This is a genomic window from Henriciella algicola (genome assembly GCF_003576245.1).
In the GTDB taxonomy this organism is placed as follows: Bacteria; Pseudomonadota; Alphaproteobacteria; order Caulobacterales; family Hyphomonadaceae; genus Henriciella; species Henriciella algicola.
This window is the reverse complement of sequence record NZ_QWGA01000007.1, coordinates 431,345-454,706: the sequence shown is the minus strand read 5'-3', so window position 1 is coordinate 454,706 and position 23,362 is coordinate 431,345. Positions and strand designations below refer to the sequence as shown.

The following is a 23,362-nucleotide window of genomic DNA, read 5'->3' as shown; positions in this document are numbered from 1 at the left end:
CACACGGTACAGAAAGGTCATGATTAACGAAATATCAGGGAGAAGGGCGTAACTCTGTTCAAACTACAACAAAAGTTGAGTGATGATGGTGGTTACAATGAACAACGCTGCACAAGCAGTGGCCGGTGAAGATACGGTCGCAGAATCTTTCCTGAAATCCCTTTCGCTGCTGGAGCAGGCGCATCGCCGGCTGCACGACGTGGTCAAGGACGACCTCGAGCGTGGCGGTGAGCGTCACCTGACGGGTGTTCAGGCTCTTCTTCTTTATGAGATTGGCGAGAGCGAAACCCCAGCTTCCGTGCTGCGTGCTCGCGGCGCCTTCGCTGGCACCAGCCTTTCCTACAATATCAAGAAACTCCAGGAAGGTGGCTACCTCGTCCAGACGCGTTCGGAAGCTGACAAGCGCACCGTTCACCTGCGCCTGACTGAGCGTGGCCACAAGGTCCGCAAGCGTGTCGAAGGCCTCTTCGCCAAGCAGGCAGATGCCCTTGAGCCAACGGCAAGTGTCCGCCCGATGGACCTGACCCAGCTCAACAAGACGGTTTCGCGCCTTGAGCGCTTCTGGTCCGACCAGATCCGCTTCCGTCTCTAGAAATTACTTCAACCTTTGGCGGAGGGCGTTATAGCTCTCCGCGAATGGTTCGATTTACGCCTTGTCTTGCGGCGCTCGTTCTTGTGGCGAGCGCCGAAGCCGCGCCTTGGGGGCAGCCTGACTTGGCGGCCTATACCCGCGCGGCGCTCAACCGTACCGAGGTTGAAGGGCTGCAGGGCTGGCGCACAGATCTTTACGCCGAATACGGCCTATCGGACCGATGGACCGTGACCGCCAAGTATGAGCGCGTCACATTCGATGATTTCTCGCAATTCGAAGCAAGTGGCTGGCGAACGACGGTTCGGCGGAGCTTTGCCCTGTCCGACACATGGGTCGCTTCAGCCGAGGCGGGTGTTCTGGAAGGTGAAGCGATCGGCGGTGCGTCTGGCTGTCAGTCAACGGGCGGCGAAGCGCGCGCGGGTCTCGCCCATTCCTTTTCCCGTCAGAGTGAAGACCGTCAGCGATATGGTTTCTGGTTTGCCGAAGCGGCCGTGCGGGCCCATTCGGATGGCTGCCAGCGCTATCGGCTTGAGGCAGGCTATGGCCGAGAAGTCGCGCGCAACATCTGGCTCGTGAACCAGCTTTGGCTGGATCAGGGGTCGGAGAATGCGCGCTCGCTCAAGCACCAGTTCGAATATGTCTTGCGCCGCGGCGCCTATGACCTTTCGGCGGGCTCGCTCATCGAGCTTGGCGGAGAGTTCGAAGAAGCGGGCCTATTCGTTTCCATCGCTCGGCGGTTCTGACGCGAGCGAATGCTCTTACGGCTTGCTGGCGTCCTCCAGTCGGGCCGCATATCCGCTCTCGACCATGAGATAGGCGATGACCGCGTGACGATCGGCAGACCGATGTATGCCAGCGAATGTCATGCGATTGCCGGGCAGGTAGTCGCGTGGATTGTCCAGCCATTCCTCAAGACGCTCAGGCGTCCAGGTGAAGGCTTCAGCTTCGAGCGCTTTTGAATATTGAAAGCCTTCAGCGGTGCCGACCGTGCGTCCAAAGATGCCATGCAGGTTCGGCCCCACCAGATGGCGGCCGCCCTCAGTGATCGTGTGGCAGGACTGGCAATTCTTGAAGGTGCGCCGGCCCAGACTGTAATCGGCCTGCGAATAGGGTTCAGGCAGAACGTCAAATGCCGCTTGATAGGATGTGGTGGGCACGATTGCGTTAGGGCGCGACTCTGCTTCTTCTTGCGGAGCTTGCTGATTGTCTGGCGATGCTGTGCGATTGCACGAGGCCACAATCAAAATTGCGCTCAAAGCTAAAAATATACGCATAATCATGTGGTTGCAGCCTAATCATCAGAGCTTTAGGGCCGTATTCGTGCAAAAGCACGATATCGCCAGTCAACGATAACCGATTGCCTGATCGCTCGAATTCAATCTTTTCCGAAGCGCGGCTTTAATCTTCTTCGTCTACCACTTGCTGATAACAGGCGGCCGGTCGTCCCTGAAGTGGGACAGATTGAGGCATGTGCACAAGTGCGCACCAAGCTTCATCAGGCCACTTTGGACGCGCGGATGGATATGCAGCTTCGGCTTCTCAAAAACCTCGTGATGATGCTGGTTGTTCTTGCGGCAACCGTGCATGCACCCGCCATGGCGAGGCCTGCAGAACCGGAAGCGCGTCACGTGTTCGGGGCCGAAGTGGGTCGCGTCGACGCCCTCGTTCTCAATTCAAAGGCAGTCTACGCTTTTGCGCCGTCTGGCGACCTGTCCAGCAAAGGCGCTTTGATAGACGGAGCGATGTCGGAGCTTTTTGCTGGTGACCTGGCCATCCGGTCTGGAACGCAGGCCGTGCGCAGCCCGCGCAATTCTGCCAGCCTTGCTGGGCTGCGCCAGCCAGCCGACTGGAGAAGTCAGGAAGCATGGGGCGCGTTTCTGCTTGAAGCGCAGCAGCAGACAGCAACAGGGCCGAGAGAGGGCAGTGCCAACGCTGTGAAGCTCCAGATGGTGTCCATGCCGGATGCTAGTGTCGCGACCGCTCCGCGAGAAAGTGCGCCGCTTCCTGATGTGCAGCCGCTTCAGCCTGATACGGCTCAGCCTGCTGTTCAGCTGGTCGCCACCCAGCCTGACCATCAACAGCAACATGCTGAGGCGGTCGTGCGTGTCAGCGCATCGTCTGTCGAGGTTCGGGCCATTGAGATGATTGCGCCTGTCGGTCGCGTATCAGGCGCTGCTGACCAACCGAATCGCGGCTTGGGTAATGGCCTCTCAGGCCAGATTACCGGCAGTGTTTTCATCGACCGCGACGGCGATGGCCAGCCGGGCAGGGGCGAGGTCCGGCTTGAGGCGCAGCCTGTATCGCTAATGCCGTTGGATGCTGCCCTGGTGCCAGTGCAGCACCGGACCGCCGCCTTTGGGCAATTCGGCTTCGACGCGCTTGAGCCGGGTGCGTATCTGCTGACCGTTTCGATTGGCTGGGATGAAATCTCTGTTCCGGTAGAGATCGCGCCGGGGACATGGAGCCAGCGGGTCGACATCGCTGTGCCGCCAAATCTGGCTGCGCCTAAGTCTGGCAGTCTCGTGGCCGAGAACAGTTACCGGCCGACTGGCTAATTCCCCCAAAGAAAAAGCCCGGCCTTTAAGGACCGGGCTTCTCAAATTTTGCGCGCTTGCGAGGACTATTCTTCGTCGTCGCTCAGCAGCTCTTCGCGGGAAACTTTTTCCTCTTTGACCTTCACGGTCTCGAGCAGGTGGTCGACCACCTTGTCCTCATAGATTGGCGCACGCAGCTGTGCCATCGCGCCTTCATTCTTCTGGAAGAATTCGAGCACCTGACGCTCCTGACCCGGATAGCGCTGGGCTTCGCGGATGAGGGCCTGCTGGACTTCCTGTTCGGAGATCTTGATCTCCTGGATGCGGCCGATTTCGGCGAGCACGAGGCCGAGGCGCACGCGGCGCTCTGCGATCTTGCGATACTCTTCTTTCAGCTCGTCTTCGGACTTTTCCTTGTCCTCGTCGCTGACGCGGCCAGCATCCATTTCGGACTGCAGCTGCTGCCAGATCTGGTCGAATTCCATGTCGACCATTTTTGGCGGCAGTTCGAAGTCATGCTTCTCGTCCAGCGCGTCGAGGAGGTGACGCTTCGCCTTGGCGCGGGATGCATTGTCCAGCTCTTGCTGGAGCTGCGTTTTCAGCATGGTCTTCAGCTCTTCGAGCGAGTCGATGCCGAGTCCTTTGGCGAACTCTTCGTCGATGTCCGGCTTCTTCGGCGCGCGAACTTCGTTGACCTTCACTTCGAAGACAGCCGCTTTGCCAGCAAGGTGCTCGGCCTGGTACTCTTCAGGGAAGGTGACTTCGACGTCTTTTTCTTCTCCGGTTTTCGTGCCGACCAGCTGTTCCTCGAAGCCCGGGATGAAGCTGCCGGAACCAAGAACCAGCGTGTGGCCTTCAGCTGCGCCGCCTTCGAAAGGCTCGCCGTCAATCTTGCCAACGAAGTCGATGACGACAGCGTCGCCGTCCTTCGCCTTCGCGGTCTTGCCGCGTGGCTCGAACTTCATGTTGTTTTCAGCGACCTGGTCGAGCGTTTCGTCAAGCTGCGCATCGTCGACTTCAGCGACTGGCTTCTTGATGGTGACGCCGGACATGTCTGCTGGCTCGAAGTCCGGCATGATGTCGACATGCATGTGGTAAGCGAGGTCTTCTTCGCCCTCGATCACCTTTTCCATGTCGCTTTCCATGTGCATGTCAGGCTGCGAAGCCGGGCGGACATCAGCGTCGGTGATCGCCTTCTCGCTCGTCTCTTTCATCACAGCTTCAATGACTTCGCCCATGAGGGACTGGCCGAACATCTTGCGGACGTGGGAGGCAGGCACCTTGCCTGGGCGGAAGCCCTTGAGGCGCATCTGCGGGCGGATTTCCTCGATCCGCGCATCCAGGCGTGCCTTGAGCTCGCTGGCAGGCACCTTGACCTTGTACATGCGGCTCAGGCCATCAGACGTTTCGGTGCATTCCATTTTGTCATTCCTTATGCCGTCTAGCCCTGTGGCTTCAGGCTTTGGCGTTGGTTTTTCCTAGAAGCGGCGGTGTATGTCACAGCGTGTCTGGACTGTCCATGCATGGCGCTGAAGCAATTTCACATGCGCTGAAGCTGGCCCGGAGGCGGCTTTGCGCTCGCTGTGAAGTGGTGCGGATGGAGGGACTTGAACCCCCACGCCTCGCGGCGCCAGAACCTAAATCTGGTGCGTCTACCAATTTCGCCACATCCGCATGTGGGCCTCGGCCAGAGGTGGTCTCCTACTGGGGGAGGGTGTGCCTATCAAGCGCGTCTTGCATAAAATTCGCTGAGCAGGCCGGGCAAGGCGTCCGGAAGGTCTTCTGAAATCAGGCCCGGGCCAACGCGGCGCGCGACCTCTCCGTGGCACCAGGCACCGGCGCAGGCCGCGCGGTGCGCCTCCATGCCCTGCGCCATAAGGCCCGCAATCATGCCAGCGAGCACGTCGCCGCTACCTGCTGTGGCAAGAAAGGGCGAGGCATGCCTGTTCACGGTTAGGCGGCCATCCGGGGCGGCGATCAGGGTCTCGTTGCCCTTCAGAAGGACAACTGCGCCTGAGCGCTCAGCTGCAATCGCGGCCGCTTCGGCGCGCGTATACTGGTCCAGAAGGCCCGGAAAAATGCGGCTGAACTCGCCATCATGCGGTGTGATTACGGCCGGGAGTGTAATTGCGTTGAAGAGGGCGTCGGGCTGATCCTTGAAGACGGTCAGCGCGTCAGCGTCGAGGACGCTGGAGCCTGCATGTTTGAGGACTTCGAGCGTGTTCTCGCGCGTCGTCGAATCGACGCCAGCAGCAGGGCCGATCAGGACACATTTTGAGCTCGATGCCAGTTCTGCAAGGGCGTCTGGCGTGCTGAACGGCTTGATCATTACGGCCGTCTCGTGGGCGGCATTTACCAGCGTTGCAGACGGTGGGCAGAAAAGGGTGGCGAGGCCTGCACCGATGCGAAGGCCAGCGCGAGCAGCGAGGCGGGCCGCGCCAGTTGAGGCAGCCGGGCCTGTCACCACGCCAAGTGAGCCGCGCTTGTGCTTGTGGCTGTCGGCTTCTGGCCAGGGCCAGTCTGGCAGCCAGAGGTCGGGGTGATTGGTCTCAGGGGTGGAGGACGTCATCTTTGCCCTTATTGATACTTTCCTCCGGGAAAGTGCAGCGCGTTTCCCGGAAAATCATGGTGCAGTAACGGTGTACTGGCGGTGTTTCTGACAGTGTTTTTCAGAGCACTTTGGTTGCCGCTTCACTGCCGCGCCGCTCAACGCTGAGCGTGTCGCCATCCCGCTTGAGGATTGTCACGGAGCAATGTCCGGGACGGAAGCTCGTCACGAGGTCGCTGCCTTCGAGGTGGCCGACGATCGTGTTGATGGCGATGAAGTGCGAGAAGACGACCGTTTCGTCTTCGATCGAAGCGAGGCGCGATATGAGATCGCTGCGCCAGTCGGCAACGACAGAGGGCGCGGCGTCCCAAGTGCCAGCCATGAAGCCGCGGAGCCATTCGACCCGGTCGCTGAGACCTTGGGGGGTCGGGATTTCGCTGACGGCCGGGTCGGTCGCGACGGGCAGGCCTGAGAGGTTTGCGAACGGGCGTGAGGTTTCCTGGCAGCGGCGCATAGGGCTTGCGAGGATCTGGCTGACAGAATGCTTTTCCAGTTCGGCAGCGACCGCTTCGGCCTGTTTCAGGCCGAGCGCAGAGAGACCCGGGTCGGGCGCGGTGCCCCAGCCAGCTTCTGCTTCACCGTGTCTGACGAAATAGATCATGAAATGCCCCGGACTGATTGATTGGACTGGCAGGTCGCCAGATAGGGCAACCAGCATCCAATGAAATCAGTTCCAGAACAACCAGCCAGATAGGCGCCCGGCTAGAGACCGTCTGAATAGGGGTCGAGACCGTGCGCGCGCATCACTTCGTGAGCGCGGTGGTAGGCGACAGGCGGCTTGATGTTCAGCTCCTCACGGACCTCTTCAAGAGGGCGGGGCAGAAGAGAGATGATGTCCTGCTCAATGAGGCGTTTGGCGGTCTTGCCGTTCTGGCGCCCTTCCTTGATGACGCCTGGAATATCGGCCTCTTTGGGAACGCGCTTTGCAATCTGGCGCCCGCCCATGAAGCAGATGAAGCTCACGCCGAGCCCGCCATGCTGGCTGTGTGTGAAGCCAAGCAGCGCTGCCTCACCAAGTGCGTCGCGGCCATAGCCAGAGAGAATGTGGTACATGTCGTGCGTATCGCGCAGGCGATTGCCGTACCAGAGCAGATCATCATTGTGCCCGCGCAGCTTTCCAGGGCGCTTTTCGCTTTCCGCGACAAGCCCGGCGGCAGAAAGGCCTTCGCGCTCCATGAACTCGACATAGGTGCGGCCGACGCTGCCTTCCGGAAGCTCATGCAGCGGCTCGTGGTGATCGAGAATCGGCGGCAGGTGAATGCGTTTGGCGTATTCGGCCTGACCGGCCGGGGTCGCCATGAAGCGTTCAAAATCGCGATAGGTCGCCTTGCCATTCAGGGCTTCGATGATCTCGAACACCTGTTCGGTGTCTTCCTTGTTCGTGATGAGTTTCTTCATGTGGCGCCAGGCCTTCAGAGGCTGAAGACGAGGGACCTCACGGGTCGGATCGATATAAACACTGGTCGTAGTCATAGATTAGGATACGTCGCTAATTAAGATAACTCTTCTTACTATGGATGACTTAAAAAAACAATGACGCATGCGTCACTTTTAGCGATCGTGCCGCCGATCAAATTCTGTGCATGCGCGCCGAAAAATTAGGCAACAGGGGCGGCGCTGATCGCTTGCGCGCGGGAAGACAATCGACCTCGGCGATGACGCTGATAGGTGTGGCGCGAACACCTGATAGGAAGGACAAGGCAAGGCGATGAAAAAAATCGAAGCGATCATCAAGCCATTCAAGCTCGATGACGTAAAAGAAGCGCTCCACGGTGTCGGCATGCAGGGAATGACCGTAACGGAGGCCAAGGGGTTCGGTCGCCAACGTGGACATACCGAGCTTTACCGGGGCGCAGAATATGTCGTCGACTTCCTTCCGAAACTGAAGCTTGAGCTCGTCGTTTCCGACTCCAGCGTTGCCAATGCGATCGAGGCGATCACCAAAGCCGCGCAAACCGGCAAGATCGGCGACGGAAAGATTTTCGTTTCAGAGGTGACAGAAGCAGTGCGCATTCGTACGGGTGAGACAGGCGACGGCGCTCTCTAGCCAGGCGCTCGTTTCATTGCACAAGACAAACAAATCAACAGGAGGGCTCAATGGCCGACAATCTCGTTAAAATGATGAAGGAAAAGGACGTCGAGTTCGTCGATCTCCGGTTCACCGACCCGCGCGGCAAGATGCAGCACGTCACCTTCGATAAAGGCATGGTCGACGAGGATTTCTTCGAAGAAGGCCAGATGTTCGACGGCTCGTCCGTTGCTGGTTGGAAAACGATCAACGAGTCCGACATGCTGCTCAAGCCGGACACGAGCACCGCGATCATCGACCCGTTCTTCCAGCAGACCACGCTTGCGGTCTTCTGTGACATTCTCGACCCGATTTCGATGCAGCCATACGGCCGCGACCCGCGCACCACGGCGAAAAAGGCGGAAGCCTATCTGAAGCAGGCCGGTGTCGGTACGACCGCCTTCTTTGGTCCAGAAGCAGAATTCTTCGTTTTCGACGATGTTCGCTGGGACACGGCGCCTAACAAGACCGGCTATTCCTTTGACTCGACCGAGCTGCCGTTCAACACCGGCAAGGAATACCCAACAGGCAATATGGGCCACCGCCCGCACTCGAAGGGTGGTTATTTCCCGGTCCCGCCGATCGATTCCGAGCAGGACATGCGTTCGGAAATGCTCGCCGTCATGGGTGAGATCGGCCTCGAGCCAGAAAAGCATCACCACGAAGTGGCGCCTGCCCAGCACGAGCTTGGCATGAAGTTCTCGACGCTGACCAAGATGGCTGACCGTCTGCAGCTCTATAAGTACGTCATCCACAATGTGGCGCACCAGTACGGCAAGTCGGCAACCTTCATGCCGAAGCCTTACTTCAAGGACAATGGCTCGGGCATGCACGTCCACCAGTCGATCTGGGATGGCGACAAGCCGATGTTTGCTGGTGACGGCTATGCAGGTCTGTCGGAAAGCTGCCTGTTCTACATCGGCGGCATCATCAAGCACGCCAAGGCACTGAACGCGCTGACCAACCCGTCGACCAACTCCTACAAGCGTCTGGTCCCAGGCTACGAAGCGCCCGTCATGCTGGCTTACTCTGCTCGCAACCGCTCGGCATCGATCCGTATTCCTTTCGGCTCCAACCCGAAAGCAAAGCGTATCGAGACCCGTTTCCCGGATCCGACGGCGAACCCGTACCTCGCTTTTGCGGCCCTGCTGATGGCTGGCCTCGACGGTATCGAGAACAAGATCCATCCGGGCGATGCCATGGACAAGGATCTGTACGATCTGCCGCCGGAAGAAGCCAAGACCATCCCGCAGGTTTGCGGCTCGCTGCGTGAGGCGCTCGAGTGCCTCGATGCAGACCGCGACTTCCTGAAGAAGGGCAACGTGTTCGATGACGACCAGCTCGATGCCTATATCGACCTGAAGATGGAAGACGTTGAGCGTCTCCAGCTGCACCCGCACCCGGTCGAATTCGACATGTACTACAAGGTCTAGGACCAAGCTGTAGCAATGCGATTATGCCGGGGCAGAGATGTCCCGGCATTTTCATTTCTGCCGGCCGAGCTGTTTACAGTCTCGCAAAGCTCTTGTGTGTAGAGTGCAATGGACAAATATGGGACTCTCTGCGACCACAGAGTCCGGAAAATTCGACAGACTAAAGCCAGGCTGGAACGCGTCATATGAACACCGACCCTTACAACACCGCTCTCAATCTCGTCCCGATGGTTGTCGAACAGACAAGTCGCGGCGAGCGCGCCTTCGACATCTTCTCGAGGCTGCTGAAAGAGCGGATCATCTTCGTGACGGGCGGCATCGACGACGGCATGGCCGCCCTGATCACTTCGCAGCTCCTGTTCCTTGAGTCCGAGAGCCCGAAGAAAGACATCGCCATGTATATCAACAGCCCGGGCGGATACGTCTCCTCCGGTCTCGCGATCTATGACACGATGCAATATATCCGCTGCCCGATCTCGACGGTCTGTATCGGCCAGGCGGCAAGCATGGGCTCACTGCTTCTGGCGGCAGGTGAAAAGGACATGCGGATCGCGCTTCCGAATGCGCGCGTCATGGTGCACCAGCCATCTGGCGGCTTCCGCGGTGTCGCGACCGACATTGAGCGTCATGCAGAGGAAATCCTCGAGCTGAAGCGCCGTCTGAACAACATCTATGTGAAGCATACCGGCCAGGACTATGACACGATCGAGCGCAAGCTGGACCGCGACACGTTCATGACGGCCGAAGAGGCAAAGGAATTCGGCCTGATCGATCAGGTCTATGAGCGGCGCAAGGACGAAGAAAAGTAGTGGAGCGGGGCGCCTGTGCATCTGCACTTGCGCAACCGGGTTCACCAAATAAGATCACTGTCTAGAGGGATTTCTCGCGCGGCATAAATCGTGCGTTAAAGGCTCCCAAGCTAAGAGGTAGCCATGACAAAGCAAAACGGCTCCGGCGATTCTAAGAATACGCTCTATTGCTCTTTCTGTGGAAAGAGCCAGCACGAAGTCAAAAAACTGATCGCTGGCCCCACCGTGTTCATCTGTGATGAATGCGTGGAGCTCTGCATGGACATCATCCGTGAAGAGAGTAAGGCGGCAGGCTTCAAATCGAAAGAGGGCGTTCCGAGCCCGCGCGAAATCTGTGACGTGCTGGACGATTATGTGATTGGCCAGAAGTACGCAAAGCGCATCCTCTCGGTCGCCGTGCATAACCATTACAAGCGTCTCTCGCATGCCTCCTCGTCTGACGGGGTGGAGCTGGCGAAATCGAACATTCTGCTTGTCGGCCCGACGGGGTGCGGCAAGACGCTATTGGCGCAGACGCTGGCGCGTATCCTCGATGTGCCATTTACCATGGCCGACGCAACGACGCTTACCGAAGCTGGCTATGTCGGTGAGGACGTCGAGAATATCGTGCTGAAGCTGCTTCAGTCTGCCGACTATAATGTCGAGCGGGCCCAGCGCGGCATCGTCTATATCGATGAGATCGACAAGATTTCGCGCAAGTCCGACAACCCGTCCATCACGCGTGACGTGTCGGGCGAGGGTGTCCAACAGGCGCTTCTGAAGATCATGGAAGGCACTGTTGCCGCTGTGCCGCCGCAAGGTGGGCGCAAGCACCCGCAGCAGGAATTCCTCCAGGTCGATACGACGAACATCCTGTTCATTGTGGGCGGCGCGTTTGCCGGTCTCGACAAGATCATCTCCTCGCGCGGTGAAGGCACCCGCATCGGCTTTGGCGCCGATGTGAAGGATCCGGATGCCCGCGGTGTTGGCGAAGTGCTGCGTGAGACTGAGCCTGAAGACCTTCAGCGCTATGGCCTCATTCCAGAGTTCATCGGCCGTCTTCCTGTCATCGCGACGCTGGAGGACCTCGATGAGGATGCGCTGATCGAAATCCTGACCCAGCCGAAGAACGCCCTGCTGAAGCAGTATCAACGCCTCTTCGACATGGAAGACGTTGAGCTGACCTTCACGGATGAAGCCCTCACGGCCGTTGCCCGCAAGGCGATTGCCCGCAAGACAGGCGCACGCGGCCTGCGGTCCATCATGGAGGGCATTCTGCTCGACACGATGTTCGACCTGCCGACGCTGCGCGGTGTCGAAGAGGTTGTCGTCAATGGCGAAGTTGTGGAGGGCCACGCCGCGCCGCTCTACGTCCACGCCAAGCAGGCCAAGCCAAGCGAAGCTTCCTGACGTTAAAGTCACAGGAAATGCGACACGACGGCCTGTTCAACACTGCTTGAACGGGCCGTTTTTGTTGCCACATCATTCTCAGAAGGCCGGAATCGTCAGAACGTAAGGTGACGCCCGGCCCGGATCGCTGCTGAGCAGGATCCATTTTCTTTAGAGGAGGCATGAATGCCCAAAAAAACCCTCCCAGTATTGCCGCTCCGGGATATCGTGGTCTTTCCAGACATGGTCGCCCCGCTTTTCGTCGGCAGGGACAAGTCGGTTGCCGCGCTGGAAATGGTCGATGAAGGCGAGAACGAGATCATGCTCGTTGCGCAGAAAGACCCATCCACCGATGAGCCGACCGGCGATGACGTACATTCGCTCGGTACGGTCGCAACGATCCTGCAGCTCTTGAAGCTGCCAGACGGCACGGTGAAAGTGCTCGTCGAAGGCTCGTCGCGCGCACGTATCGTGTCGTTCAATGACCGTGACACCTATTTCGACGCCGATGTCGAACTCGTTGAGCCGGAAGAGGGCGATACGGGTGAAGTGCAGGCGCTGGCCCGCGCTGTCATCGACCAGTTCGAGAACTATGCAAAGCTAAACCGCAAGATCCCGCCAGAGTCCGTGGCGACGGTTTCGCAGATCACCGAAGCCGGCAAGCTGGCTGACGCGGTCGCTTCACAGCTCCAGGTCAAACTCTCCGACAAGCAGGAACTGCTCGAGCTTTCGAATGCGCGTGAGCGCCTCGAAAAGGTCTTCGCTCTCATGGAGGGCGAGATGGGCATGATGCAGATGGAGCGGAAGATTAAAAACCGCGTAAAGCGTCAGATGGAGAAGACCCAGCGCGAGTATTACCTGAATGAGCAGATGAAGGCCATTCAGCGTGAGCTCGGCGATTCTCCTGAAGGCGAGCGCGATGAGATCGCCGAGCTGGAAGACAAGCTGCGCGAGGCCCCGCTTAGTGAGGAAGCCCGCACGAAGGCTGATCAGGAGCTGAAGAAGCTTCGCCAGATGAGCCCGATGTCGGCTGAATCCACCGTGGTGCGGAACTATCTGGACTGGATGGTGTCGCTGCCTTGGGGCAAGCGCACGGATATCTCGACCGATCTCGACAAGGCCGAGGGCCAGCTCGACGAAGACCATTATGGTCTCGATAAGGTCAAGGAACGGATCATCGAGTATCTTGCCGTGCAGAAGCGCACGAAGAAGCTCAAAGGCCCGATTCTCTGCCTCGTCGGCCCTCCAGGTGTCGGTAAGACCTCGCTTGGCAAGTCGATTGCCGAGGCGACGGGCCGTGAATTCGTTCGCGTGTCGCTTGGCGGCGTGCGGGACGAAAGCGAGATCCGTGGTCACCGCCGGACCTATATCGGCTCCATGCCGGGCCGGATCATCCAGTCGATGAAGAAGGCGAAGACGGGCAACCCGCTCTTCCTTCTCGATGAGATCGACAAGATGGGTATGGACCATCGCGGCGACCCGGCATCGGCGCTTCTCGAAGTGCTCGACCCGGCGCAGAACTCGACGTTCAACGACCACTATCTGGAAGTCGATTACGACCTTTCGGACGTGATGTTCGTGACGACGGCGAACTCGCTCAACATGCCGCAGCCGCTTCTCGATCGTATGGAAGTGATCCGCATCGCCGGTTACACCGAGGACGAGAAGCTGGAGATCGCAAAGCGCCACCTCTTCCCGAAAATCCGCAAGGATCACGGCCTCGCAGACAGCGAGTGGCAGGTGGACGACAGCGCGATCCGCGACCTCATCCGCTATTACACGCGTGAGGCCGGTGTCCGTAGCCTTGAGCGTGAGCTTGCCAAGCTTGCCCGCAAGGCGGTGAGGCAGATCGCGCAGAGCGACAAGACAGTGATCACCATCACGTCTGAAAACCTCAGCGAGTACTCCGGCGTGCGCAAGCACCGCTACGGCCTCGCAGACGATGAGGATCAGATCGGTGCGGTGACGGGCCTTGCCTGGACCGAAGCTGGCGGTGATCTCCTGACCATCGAAGCGGTCAAGATGCCTGGCCGGGGCAGCATGAAAGTCACGGGTAACCTCCGCGATGTAATGAAAGAGTCCATCCAGGCGGCAAGCTCGCTGGTGCGCTCGCGTGCGGTCATGGTTGGCATCAAGCCGAGCCAGTTCAACACGACCGACATCCACGTGCACGTGCCGGATGGCGCGACACCTAAGGACGGTCCGTCAGCTGGTATTGCCATGACGACAGCTATCGTCTCGCTACTGACTGGCAACCCTGTTCGCCGCGATGTGGCGATGACGGGCGAAGTGTCCCTGCGTGGACGCGTCCTGCCGATTGGCGGTCTCAAGGAGAAGCTTCTCGCGGCCCTGCGCGGCGGCATCAAGACGGTGCTGATTCCACAGGAGAATGAGAAGGACCTCGATGAGATCCCGGACGTGGTGAAGGAAGGGCTGGAGATCATTCCAGTGACGGACATCAATGAGGTGTTCTCACATGCCCTCGTCCAGCCACTGTCAGAGATTGAGTGGTCGGATGCTGATGAAGCTGCGCTGCAGGCCTCGCTTTCGGGCAAGTCTGGCGACAGCGACGGCGAGGCAACTGTCCGCCACTAGGCTCCAACGCACAAAATAACACATGAAGAGACGGCCCCTGCAGAGATGCTACAGGGGCCGTCTTGCATTTCTGGCAAGGGTGAAGCAAAAGTCGCGCGAAGGGCGGTTAGCTCAGTTGGTAGAGCATCTCGTTTACACCGAGAGGGTCAGCGGTTCGAGCCCGTTACCGCCCACCATTTTCCCAAATCACTTCTGGCGGCGCCAGGCGCGGTAGGCGGCGATCAGGCAGGCAACGCCGAGTCCAAGCGCGGCAAGAGCTAGAAAATGCATGACAGGTCTCCGGTTGAGGTGATCTGGATGCTCTATGGTATTGCGCTCAGCCAATCGATCCAGCCGGTCGAGGCAATCGAACTTATGCTGGCACGCGACTTTCGTTCGCGCGTGCGAGACGAGCTGCTTCCACGTCGTCTACCATGGCTTCATATTCCGGAGGTAGCGGCGGAGACTGACGCTCAACGCCGAGATAGGCGACAACGTCATCCATGGTAACCCGGTCGCGCTTGCGGCTTGCAAAACGTGCGATGATGCGCACTGTCGCGCCAGTCTTTCCATTGCGGGTGAAGTCGTGCTGAAGACACATATAGGTGTCCGTCCAGCCGACGAGGCGGGTTTCTATCTCGAAACGGTCGCGCCAGCTCAGCATTCTGGAAAACGTAACGGATTCAGCGCAGACGACAGGAAACCATCCGCGTTTTCTCAGTTTGGGCCAGGTGCCCGTCCTGACAATGTAATTGATGACGGCAAGATCACTGAAAGAGAAGTACCGGCTGTTCGTCATGTGCGCGAACATGTCCTGATCGGTCAGCATCACGCGTGATCGCAACCGCGTCACGTCGAACAGGCTGACGCGTGGGCGGGCCAGACTGGCGCGCAGGAAAACGAGCAGCAATCGAAAGAAGAGGTTCATCGCGCAACCTGTAGAAACTATTGCAGGCGGCTATGCATGTTCCGAACCAGATCTGCGTTGAAATTGACGATGTGCGAGACAGCTTCGTGCGAGAAGATTGCGCCTGTGTACCATGTCGAATTCTGCCCCTGGATGGAGCGCATGTCGGTTAATAGGCCGCCAGAGATCGCCTCGGGACGGTACTGGGCGAAATACTTCCACATCTTCTGCAGGATGACGTTGGTTACGTTGGCACCGCGTTTCTCGACTCCGGCGCGGAGCAGTTCCTGAAGTTCGGAAGAGGTATAGTCGCCTGACAATTGTCCTGCGAGGTAGAGGTGTCCGCCGAGTTCTGCCTCAAACCCGTCGTGTCTTGCTGAAAGGAGCTGGCCGCGCGCTGCGCCCGGCACGACTGAATCCTTGAATGCCTCGACGTGAACGTCGGTGAACCAGCCCTCTGCCGCCAGCAGCGTTGTTGTGTACCCGTTCCAGTCGACCGATTGTGAGATGCTGGTTTCCAGTTCAGTCGCGTTCGTCATGCGCGTGAACTCATCAAGCGGAATAGCGCAGACGATCAAATCGAAACTGTGCGTAGTGCCATCCTCGGTCGTGAGAGTGGGGCGGGCACCTGAGCGGTCAATCGCCGTGATCCTGGAATTGAGCCGAACATCAAGGTCGTGCGCGATCCGCCGCCAGAACTCCCCCCAACCCTCAACAGGCATTTTCAGTTGTTTGAGAAGCCCCGTGAAAATCAGGTTCATGTCGTTCCAGCGCAGGGCCTGGACAGTTGGAACCTCGTCAATGAAGCCATAGGCGATGTTCGTTGTGGAGCGCAGCATGAAGTTCTCAATTTTCCCGAGCTTTCGTGCCCGCAGCCAGTCCTGGATGGGCATCGCAGCTTCATCGAGGGCAGCTTGCGACGGCTTATCTGCATTCAGGGAGTTTTCGAGTTTCTGCTTGTCGCGCCAGTACCGCATGACCTGAAGGGGAAGGGCGGGGCCATCTCCTGACTTAACGAACTTCATGAAATCATCGCCTTCGAAGCGCTGGTCTCCGAGTGGAGACATCGGCATGCGAAGTTCTTTCATCCAACGATTTGTGATTCGATGAGAGAAGGTGGCGTAGCAGGTTCCCATCTCGACGACGTTCTGGCCGTGGTAATAGGTAAAGGACTTGCCGCCCGGCTCACTCAGCGCTTCGAAAACAACGGGATCGAATGCACCTGTCTCCGAAAGCATTCGCGCGATGCTCAAGCCTGCCGGACCGCCTCCGATAATGCCGACGCTCTTCAAACTACTCACGCTTACTGGCCCACTCTTACAGAAGCTATACCCTTAGCGGAAAGCAAGTCTTGGAGGCGCGCAAGGGTAGAACTACATAATTCATTTCAGGATGCAGGTCTTAGCGGAATTTTTGCCACAGTTTTGGGAGCGATTAACTAAATACCGCTACGGCTTCCTGTGTAATGGACAGATCCCAAGACCCGTCTGAGACCGTCGTCGCGCTTTTTGGTCGCCTGCCAAAGGGCACCGAAGGCTTGCAGCAGCAGATTTATGCGCAGCAGCAGGTGATGGTTATCAAGAACCAGCTCGCCATGGGTCTTATCAATATCGTGAATGGCCTGTTGGTTGCCGTGGGTGCTGCCGCGCACGCCCCATTGCGCAGCATCCTGATCTGGTATTTGCCAATCATGTTTATGGGGATCATTCAGGTTTTTTCCTGGTTGAGCTTCAGAAAACGGCCCAAGCCGGAACGGGTTACTGGCAGCTATCTGCGCAAGGCTGAACTTGCATCCCTGGCGATTGGTACGGTGTGGGGCGCAGCGTCTCTCATGCTCGCAAGCAATGAAAGTGATGCGCACCTTCTCTTCGTCTGGATGATGCAAGCAGGCATGGCCGCGGGTCTGACGAGCATACTCGGCCCTGCGCCTCGCATAACGTCCCGATTCGTTTTTGCCTGCCTGTTTCCTGTGACCGTAATGAACTTTGTGCGCGGGGGCGATTATGCTCTCACGATCGCGGTCCTGGGCACCATATTCATGGCCGTTCTGGTACAAGGCAGCATCAATAGCTACCGCCAGCTCAAGTCCCTTGTCGCGACAGTTCATGAGAGCAACGGCGCGCGTGAGCGGCTTGCTGATGCGATCGAGTCCTCGAACGACGCCTTTGCATTCTACGATTCCGAGAATGATCTCACGATCGCGAATGCCCGGCATCGCGACTGGTTTGCCAGCGAAAAGCCAGACTATTCGAAAGAGGGCGAGGACAGTGTGCCTGTGCTTCTGGATAGTGGTCGGTGGCTGATGCGTTCAACCCGCAAGACCGCCAAGGGCGGGGCGGTTGTCGTGCATACTGACATCACCGCGCTGAAGACCCGCGAGCGCGAGCTTATCGAAGCGCAACGCGAAGCTGTCGAGGCAGATGAAGCCAAGAGCCGTTTCCTGTCGACGATGAGCCACGAGCTGCGCACGCCAATGAACATCATTCTGGGCTTTTCGAAGCTCATGACGGGCGAATCAAAGATCGCGCTGTCGCCTGACGATGTACGCGAATATGCCGATAATATTCACGCCAGCGGCACGCACCTTCTGAAGCTCATCAATGATATCATCGATTATTCCAAGGTCGGCCTCGAGCGGATGCCGGTGCATGCCGTGGAGCTCGATACGCGCGCGCTCCTGTCTGAAGCGATCACGCTGGCTGCGGGCTTTGAGGGCAAGGCATCGACCGACGTATTCGATGTGAGCGTTTCGGCGAAGTTGAGCATGCTGCATGCCGATGAGACGGCAACGAAGCGGATCCTGATCAATCTGGTGACGAATGCGATCCGGTTTAACGAGCCGGGCAAGAAGATTGTCATCCGGGCGGGCGTGGACCCAGATGGGGCGCCATTCATCGCGGTGCGTGACTTCGGTCAGGGTATTCCGGAAAGCAAGCTTGAAAAGGTGTTTGACGCTTTCTATCAGGCCGACAGCCATCTCGACCGCGACCATGGTGGTACGGGTCTTGGGCTGACGCTCTGCCGCCATCTGGCGCGTCTGATGTCCGGCGACGTGGTCCTCAAGTCCCGCGTTGGTGTGGGCACGACGGCCATCCTGACGCTGCCGCCATCGGCGGTCGGCAAGAATTCCTCGCGCGCGGCGCCGAGCGATGATGATGAGTGGATCGGTCCGATTGAGCGCGACGTCGCCTGATCGTCCTGACGCAGCCTACCAGTAGGCGTCCAGCTGTTCAGCAATCTCGAAAGCAGGCCGGCCCATTGCGGGTGAGGTCCGAAGCCCGATCATGGCAGATCCGTCGAGTGCGGAGTCCTTGTCGCTCTCCTCATTCCAGCGCGTGCCAGCCACAAAGCCGAAATCGAGGCTGGAGAGAAACTGGCCGAACTCCAGCTCGCGCTCATCCTTGAAGAGCGGCAACCAGACGAGGAATACCGCTTTGGGCCAGCGTTTCATGGCGCGGGGCAGCCAGCCTGCGAGTTCTTCCATGTCCCGCTCTGTCTCATAGCTCGGATCGAGGAAGACAAAGGCACGCTCGCGGCTGCGCGGCTGGAGCCTTAGGGCGCCGTTATAGCCATCATCCTTGATGGCGCGGGTGCGCTTGTCGTCGCCAAGGCTGGTCACGAGCTTCTCGTACTCAGCAGGGTGGCGCTCAAAGAAGACCATCCGGTCATTCTCGCCAAGGCAGTGGCGGGCAATCGCGGGGGAACCGGGATAGGCTGCGGGCGTCGCTGCGCGTACATGGTCCAGCCAGGGCTTAATGAGCGATGGTGGGGTCTTGTCTGCGAGGAGGCGCAGCACGCCCTCATCGGCCTCTGCCGTCTTGCGGGACTGTTTGTCCGAGAGGTCATACGTCCCGGCAGCCGAATGGGTTTCCATGTAGAGCCATGGATGGGTCGCTTGCCGGGCGATGTTCAGAATTGAAAACAGGACTGCGTGCTTGAACACGTCAGCCCTGTTTCCGGCATGATAGCCATGCTGGTAGGAAAGCAAGACTTACTCGCCGTCTGCTTCTGCGAGGGAGGCCTGACGGGCCGCCTCGAACTCATTGCCTTCATACCAGGTCGGCCATTCATCGGAATTGATGATCTCTAGCCCGACCTCGTAGAGAGCGGTGACGTCTTCCACCATGCCTTCGAGGTTCCAGTCTTCGGAATACTCATCCATCGGCTTGTGGTAGCGCTGCGCGGTGTAGGTGTCGGCAGCAGCGCGGCCAGCGGCGATCCCGCCATCGCGCTTGTCGATGCCGCCATCTGCGTAGAGCATCGGCACACCCTTCTTGGCGAAGGAGATGTGGTCAGAGCGGTAGAAGGAGCCGGCTTCCGGACGTGGGTCTGGTTCGACGACGCGGTCCTGTGCTTCAAGCTTCGCTTCGAGAATGTCCTCAAGCTCCGACGCGCCATACCCGACGACGACCATTTCCTTGGTGCGGCCAACAGGCAGCATGCCGTCCATATTGATACCAGCGACGATCTGGTTCAGCGGCACGGTCGGGTTATCAGCATAGTAAGCCGAGCCGAGCAGACCGGATTCTTCCAGCGTGACGGAGACGAAAAGGCCGGAACGTGGATGTTCGCTAGCCGCCATGGCTTCGGCAATCTCGAGAAGCGCGGCAGAGCCGGTCGCATTGTCGACAGCGCCGTTGAAGATGTCATCCTGGTAGAAGTCTTCGGTTGGTGCGCCGGTGCGCTCGCCGCTCTTCTTGCCGAGGTGGTCCCAGTGTGCGGTGAAGAGGACGTACTCGTCTGGACGCTCAGTGCCAGGCAGGACGCCAACCACGTTGCGGGAGTCCATCGTGTCCACCGTCTGGACGATATTGCCGGACACGGTGAGGTCAGCCATGTCGACAGCCTCGAAGCCTGGCTCCTTGGCCGCAGCTTTTTGCTCTTCGAAGTCGAGGCCGGCATCCTCGAATAGTGACACAGCAACATCGCGCGTGATCCAGGATTCGAAGGTCGTGCGGCTCGCGCCGCCATCGCCGCGAACGAGGTCAGCCTGTGCGCCAGACCAGGAGTTGCCAACGACTTCCCATGGATATGACGCAGGCTCTGTTTCGTGGATCACAATCGCGCCTGTCGCGCCCTGACGTGCGGCTTCCTCGAACTTGTAGGTCCAGCGGCCATAATAAGTCATGGCGCGGCCATTGAAGAGATCGTCGGTGCCGCGCGCAAAGCCCGGATCGTTGACGAGCATCACGACGGTTTTGCCCTCGACGTCGAGGCCTTCATAGTCGTTCCAGTCATATTCCGGGGCGACGACGCCATAGCCGACGAAGACGAGTTCGGAATCGCTGAAGGACAGCTCTGTTTCATTCTGGCGCTTGGTCCAGAGGACGGCGTCTTCTTTCAACGTGAGCTCCATTGGCTCACCAGCGGACAGACCGTTGATCGTCATGCCGGAAACGGACTCGTCCAGCGTCTGCTCGACCATACCGACGGTCTGGAACCAGCCGCCATCTTCGCCGCCCGGCTCAAGGCCGACGCGTTCCATTTCGCGGGCGATCCAGAGCGCTGAGTTCTCCCCAGCTTCGCTACCCGGGCCGCGGCCTTCATAGGCGTCATCGGCGAGTGTCGCGACGCGCGCGGCGATGTCTTCAGCGGTGATCTCAGTGGACGTGCTTTCTGGCAGCGGCAGGATCAGCTCGGAGTCTTCGAAGGACGCGGTCTGATCCATGTCGCCAGCGTCCGCCTCGACGTTCGCGTCAGCCTGGTTCGTATCCGTCTCGTCGGCTGGGGTGGCCGGGTCAGAGCAGGCTGCAAGGGCAAGCAGCGAAACGGCGGGCCAGAATGTACGCATCATGAAAGACTCCTGATTTAATATCTGGCGGTGTTGTGACACAGGCGTGCGAGCCTCACAAGAAAGCGGATGGAGGCCGCTGTCCTTGCGTCAGTCGGAGCCGGGCAGGGGAATATATTCCTCTTCGCCATCAGGCAGTGAGAAACGGGTATTCTGCCAGTTGCCCGCGATCGATGCGGTCCAGCCCTCGCGTGCCTCGTCGATCAGGTCCTGACGGCTCGCGACGAGGTTCCAGTCGATGAGGCGTGGGCCGTCCATGGTCTGACCGCCTGCCAGCATGAGATGGCTATTGGGGGCGGCGGTCACTTGAACGGTCTGTCCGGGCTTCAGAATGATCATGGCGCCATCGCCATGGCTCGTTCCGGCAATCTGGACGGAGCCACCGGCGACATAGATGGCGCGCTCATCAGCTGCATCGCCTGGAATCTCAAAGTCGGCGCCATCCGCCGTGGTCAGGCCGAGATACCAGATGCCCCATGGGAACTCGACCGGTGAGCGATGGCCCCAGGCTTCCCCGGCGAGGAGCTGCGCGCGGGCACCGCCAAGGTAAAATTCAGGCAGCGTGTCCTTCGGATGGTGGGTGAAGGATGGTGGGCAATCCTCGTGCGTTTTTGGCAAGGCGACCCAGGTCTGGATGCCGTGCATGCGCATGCCGGCAGCGCGCTCCTCATCAGGGGTGCGTTCGGAATGGACGATGCCGCGGCCAGCTACCATCCAGTTCACTGCGCCCGGCCGGATCGTGATGTCAGAGCCAACCGTGTCCCTGTGCGCGATCGCGCCTTCGAACAGATAGGTGACCGTCGCAAGGCCAATATGCGGGTGCGAGCGAACGTCAAAGCCCTTGCCGGGCGGATAGTCCACCGGTCCGAAATGATCGAAGAAGATGAAAGGCCCGACCATGCGCCGCTTATGGAAGGGGAGGACGCGGCGCACCTTGAAGCCGCCGCCAAGATCGCGGGGCCGGGCGTCTATGACGAGGTCTACCGGATCGGACATGCGCGCTTTTCCTTGTCTTGAGACGTTGAGCGTCCATCTTGGCCCAAGTGAGCGCTGACCTGAATAGCTATCTTGAGGAATTACGGGCCTGCCGCATGTGCGCGGGCCAGATGCAGCGCTTTCCCAACCCGATTGTCCGGGCTGCGCCGGGTGCGCGTATCCTCATCGCCAGTCAGGCACCGGGCAATCTCGCTGACCGCTCGTCAAAGCCATTCGCGGATCCGTCCGGTGTGCGCCTGCGCGACTGGATGGGGGTGAGCGAGGACGAGTTCTATGACGAGTCGCGCATCGTCATCGCGCCGATGGGCTTCTGCTTTCCTGGCTATGACAAGAACGGCGGTGACCTGCCGCCGATGAAGGTCTGCGCGCCGACCTGGCGGGCCGGATTGCTGGAGCGTCTGCCTGATCTTGAGCTGGTCCTCGCGATCGGTGGCTATGCGCAAAAGTGGCATCTTGGGCAGGCGGCCTCAAAGACACTCACTGAAACGGTTCGTAACTGGCGCACCCATCTTGAGGCCGGTATCCTGCCGACACCGCATCCAAGCTGGCGCAACAATGCGTGGCTGAAGAAAAACCCCTGGTTCGAGACGGACATCCTGCCCGTCCTCCGACAGAAAGTGAGAGACCTGCTTTGAAATGGCTGACTTATCTTCTCCTGCTTGGACTTTGTGCCTGCGCGACGCCGAAGATGCAGGGCGCCCTGATGCCTGATCAACCTGTTGAAGCGAAGCTGGTGCCGGACGAGTCGACCTTTGTCAGCTCTGATGGCGCGCAGCTGGGGCTGACCGTATGGCCGGGCAAGACGGACGGGGAAGACATAGACCATGTGATCGTCGGCGTGCACGGCATGAATGACTATGCCGAGGCTTTCCATATGGCGGCGCCATGGTTCGCAGAGCGCGGCGTCACGACCTATGCATACGACCAACGCGGCTTCGGAAGATCGCTCCAGCGGGGGATATGGCCTGAACCGGAACTGATGCGCGAAGATTTGCGTCAGGCTGTGCGTCTGGTGCGTGAGCGCCATCCGGATGCGACATTGACCATTGTGGGCGTGTCCATGGGCGGCGCGATGTCGATGACGGCTTTTGCTGGGGACAACCCGCCAGTTGGTGCTGACCGGCTGATCCTGTCAGGACCGGGGCTGCGCGGTTGGGGATCCATGAACTGGCTCTATCGCGGCGCGCTCTGGGCGTCTGCGCATAGCAGGCCCGGCTGGGTCGTTCGCCCTCCGCGCGGCGTGAAGATCGAGCCGTCAGACAATATCGAAATGCTGCGCAGGATGTGGGCCGACCCGCTGCGGATGACCGACAACCGGATCGATCAGGTCTATGGCGTCGTCGCACTGATGGAGGAGGCGCATCTTGCCGCGCCGCGCCTTCCAGCGGATCTGCCGACGCTGCTCACCTATGGGGCGAAGGATATCGTCATTCCGGCTGCCGGGGTGAAGCGCACCATGAAGGTGCTGCCGCCACATGTGCGCACAGCCTATTACCCGAATGGGTATCATATGCTGCTGAGAGACCTGCAGGCCGAAACAGTTTACGCGGATATGTGGGCTTTCATGCAAGATCCTTCTGCGCAGCTGCCGTCCGGCGTTTCAAGCATACCTGCCAAGTGAACGAAGCAGTTGACCGTGCATGCCAGCACGCTAAGGCCGGGACGAGACAGTCAGGAGAGTA

Annotated in this window: 21 protein-coding genes and 2 tRNA genes; 12 read left to right on the top strand and 11 right to left on the bottom strand. The window is 59.2% G+C overall.

Annotation, left to right across the window (positions count from 1 at the left end):
* Positions 1-97: 97 nt before the first annotated feature.
* Together D1222_RS11905 and D1222_RS11900 are read left to right on the top strand one after the other, a co-directional pair.
* A complete protein-coding gene (locus tag D1222_RS11905; protein WP_233348722.1) occupies positions 98-592 on the top strand; it encodes a MarR family winged helix-turn-helix transcriptional regulator in 495 nt (164 codons plus the stop codon).
* Positions 593-636: 44 nt separating this feature from the next.
* Entirely contained in the window at positions 637-1,335 is a 699-nt protein-coding gene (locus D1222_RS11900; protein WP_119454472.1) for a hypothetical protein, read from the top strand.
* A 15-nt stretch (positions 1,336-1,350) separates the two neighbouring features.
* On the opposite strand, the gene D1222_RS11895 is transcribed toward D1222_RS11900, so the two are convergent.
* Positions 1,351-1,749 (bottom strand): c-type cytochrome, encoded by a 399-nt coding sequence (locus tag D1222_RS11895; protein ID WP_233348720.1) that lies wholly within the window; start codon positions 1,747-1,749, stop codon positions 1,351-1,353.
* Between the two features lie 360 nt (positions 1,750-2,109).
* On the opposite strand from D1222_RS11895, the gene D1222_RS11890 reads away from it, so the two are divergent.
* The gene (locus D1222_RS11890) at positions 2,110-3,147 is read left to right on the top strand and encodes a hypothetical protein (protein WP_119454470.1); all 1,038 of its coding nucleotides are present in this window, start codon (positions 2,110-2,112) and stop codon (positions 3,145-3,147) included.
* 65 nt (positions 3,148-3,212) lie between these two features.
* Here D1222_RS11890 and tig read toward each other — a convergent pair whose 3' ends face one another.
* The 5 genes from tig to D1222_RS11865 all read right to left on the bottom strand — a co-directional run bounded on the left by tig (position 3,213) and on the right by D1222_RS11865 (position 7,132).
* Positions 3,213-4,547 (bottom strand): trigger factor, encoded by a 1,335-nt coding sequence (gene tig, locus D1222_RS11885; protein WP_119454469.1) that lies wholly within the window; start codon positions 4,545-4,547, stop codon positions 3,213-3,215.
* 168 nt (positions 4,548-4,715) lie between these two features.
* Positions 4,716-4,800 (bottom strand) — tRNA-Leu (locus tag D1222_RS11880).
* A gap of 49 nt (positions 4,801-4,849) precedes the next feature.
* Positions 4,850-5,695 carry an NAD(P)H-hydrate dehydratase gene (locus D1222_RS11875; protein ID WP_119454468.1) on the bottom strand — a complete coding sequence of 282 codons (846 nt, stop codon included), beginning with the start codon at positions 5,693-5,695 and terminating at the stop codon, positions 4,850-4,852.
* A gap of 100 nt (positions 5,696-5,795) precedes the next feature.
* Positions 5,796-6,335, bottom strand: a complete 540-nt coding sequence (locus tag D1222_RS11870; RefSeq protein ID WP_182481961.1) for a histidine phosphatase family protein — start codon at positions 6,333-6,335, stop codon at positions 5,796-5,798.
* Between the two features lie 101 nt (positions 6,336-6,436).
* Entirely contained in the window at positions 6,437-7,132 is a 696-nt protein-coding gene (locus D1222_RS11865; RefSeq protein WP_119454650.1) for a Coq4 family protein, read from the bottom strand.
* 310 nt (positions 7,133-7,442) lie between these two features.
* Here D1222_RS11865 and D1222_RS11860 point away from each other — a divergent pair, with 310 nt between their 5' ends.
* From D1222_RS11860 to D1222_RS11835, 6 genes are all read left to right on the top strand, one after another.
* Positions 7,443-7,781: a P-II family nitrogen regulator gene (locus tag D1222_RS11860; protein WP_119380937.1), complete on the top strand. Its 339-nt coding sequence runs from the start codon at positions 7,443-7,445 to the stop codon at positions 7,779-7,781.
* A gap of 50 nt (positions 7,782-7,831) precedes the next feature.
* Positions 7,832-9,235, top strand: coding sequence for a type I glutamate--ammonia ligase (gene glnA / locus D1222_RS11855; RefSeq protein ID WP_119454466.1), 1,404 nt, complete (start codon positions 7,832-7,834; stop codon positions 9,233-9,235).
* Positions 9,236-9,420: 185 nt separating this feature from the next.
* On the top strand, positions 9,421-10,044 hold the full coding sequence (locus D1222_RS11850; protein ID WP_119454465.1) for an ATP-dependent Clp protease proteolytic subunit: 624 nt from the start codon (positions 9,421-9,423) through the stop codon (positions 10,042-10,044).
* Positions 10,045-10,167: 123 nt separating this feature from the next.
* Positions 10,168-11,433, top strand: a complete 1,266-nt coding sequence (gene clpX / locus D1222_RS11845; protein WP_119454464.1) for an ATP-dependent Clp protease ATP-binding subunit ClpX — start codon at positions 10,168-10,170, stop codon at positions 11,431-11,433.
* Positions 11,434-11,598: 165 nt separating this feature from the next.
* Complete coding sequence (gene lon, locus D1222_RS11840; RefSeq protein WP_119454463.1) at positions 11,599-14,007, top strand: endopeptidase La; 2,409 nt, start codon at positions 11,599-11,601, stop codon at positions 14,005-14,007.
* A 100-nt stretch (positions 14,008-14,107) separates the two neighbouring features.
* Positions 14,108-14,183: transfer RNA gene (locus D1222_RS11835), tRNA-Val, on the top strand.
* A 176-nt stretch (positions 14,184-14,359) separates the two neighbouring features.
* Here D1222_RS11835 and D1222_RS11830 read toward each other — a convergent pair.
* Both D1222_RS11830 and D1222_RS11825 read right to left on the bottom strand, forming a co-directional pair.
* Positions 14,360-14,914, bottom strand: coding sequence for a thioesterase family protein (locus D1222_RS11830; protein WP_119454462.1), 555 nt, complete (start codon positions 14,912-14,914; stop codon positions 14,360-14,362).
* 17 nt (positions 14,915-14,931) lie between these two features.
* On the bottom strand, positions 14,932-16,194 hold the full coding sequence (locus tag D1222_RS11825; RefSeq protein WP_267896089.1) for a flavin monoamine oxidase family protein: 1,263 nt from the start codon (positions 16,192-16,194) through the stop codon (positions 14,932-14,934).
* A 164-nt stretch (positions 16,195-16,358) separates the two neighbouring features.
* On the opposite strand from D1222_RS11825, the gene D1222_RS11820 reads away from it, so the two are divergent.
* Positions 16,359-18,086 (top strand): sensor histidine kinase, encoded by a 1,728-nt coding sequence (locus D1222_RS11820; RefSeq protein WP_119454460.1) that lies wholly within the window; start codon positions 16,359-16,361, stop codon positions 18,084-18,086.
* Positions 18,087-18,101: 15 nt separating this feature from the next.
* Here D1222_RS11820 and rlmJ read toward each other — a convergent pair whose 3' ends face one another.
* From rlmJ to D1222_RS11805, 3 genes are all read right to left on the bottom strand, one after another.
* Positions 18,102-18,836 carry a 23S rRNA (adenine(2030)-N(6))-methyltransferase RlmJ gene (gene rlmJ / locus D1222_RS11815; RefSeq protein ID WP_147371865.1) on the bottom strand — a complete coding sequence of 245 codons (735 nt, stop codon included), beginning with the start codon at positions 18,834-18,836 and terminating at the stop codon, positions 18,102-18,104.
* 48 nt (positions 18,837-18,884) lie between these two features.
* A complete protein-coding gene (locus D1222_RS11810) occupies positions 18,885-20,687 on the bottom strand; it encodes a M28 family metallopeptidase (protein WP_119454458.1) in 1,803 nt (600 codons plus the stop codon).
* A gap of 87 nt (positions 20,688-20,774) precedes the next feature.
* Positions 20,775-21,680, bottom strand: coding sequence for a pirin family protein (locus D1222_RS11805; RefSeq protein ID WP_119454457.1), 906 nt, complete (start codon positions 21,678-21,680; stop codon positions 20,775-20,777).
* 38 nt (positions 21,681-21,718) lie between these two features.
* Here D1222_RS11805 and D1222_RS11800 point away from each other — a divergent pair, with 38 nt between their 5' ends.
* Positions 21,719-22,315, top strand: a complete 597-nt coding sequence (locus D1222_RS11800; RefSeq protein WP_407646747.1) for a uracil-DNA glycosylase family protein — start codon at positions 21,719-21,721, stop codon at positions 22,313-22,315.
* 68 nt (positions 22,316-22,383) lie between these two features.
* Positions 22,384-23,301 (top strand): alpha/beta fold hydrolase, encoded by a 918-nt coding sequence (locus D1222_RS11795; RefSeq protein WP_233348718.1) that lies wholly within the window; start codon positions 22,384-22,386, stop codon positions 23,299-23,301.
* Positions 23,302-23,362 lie beyond the last annotated feature (61 nt).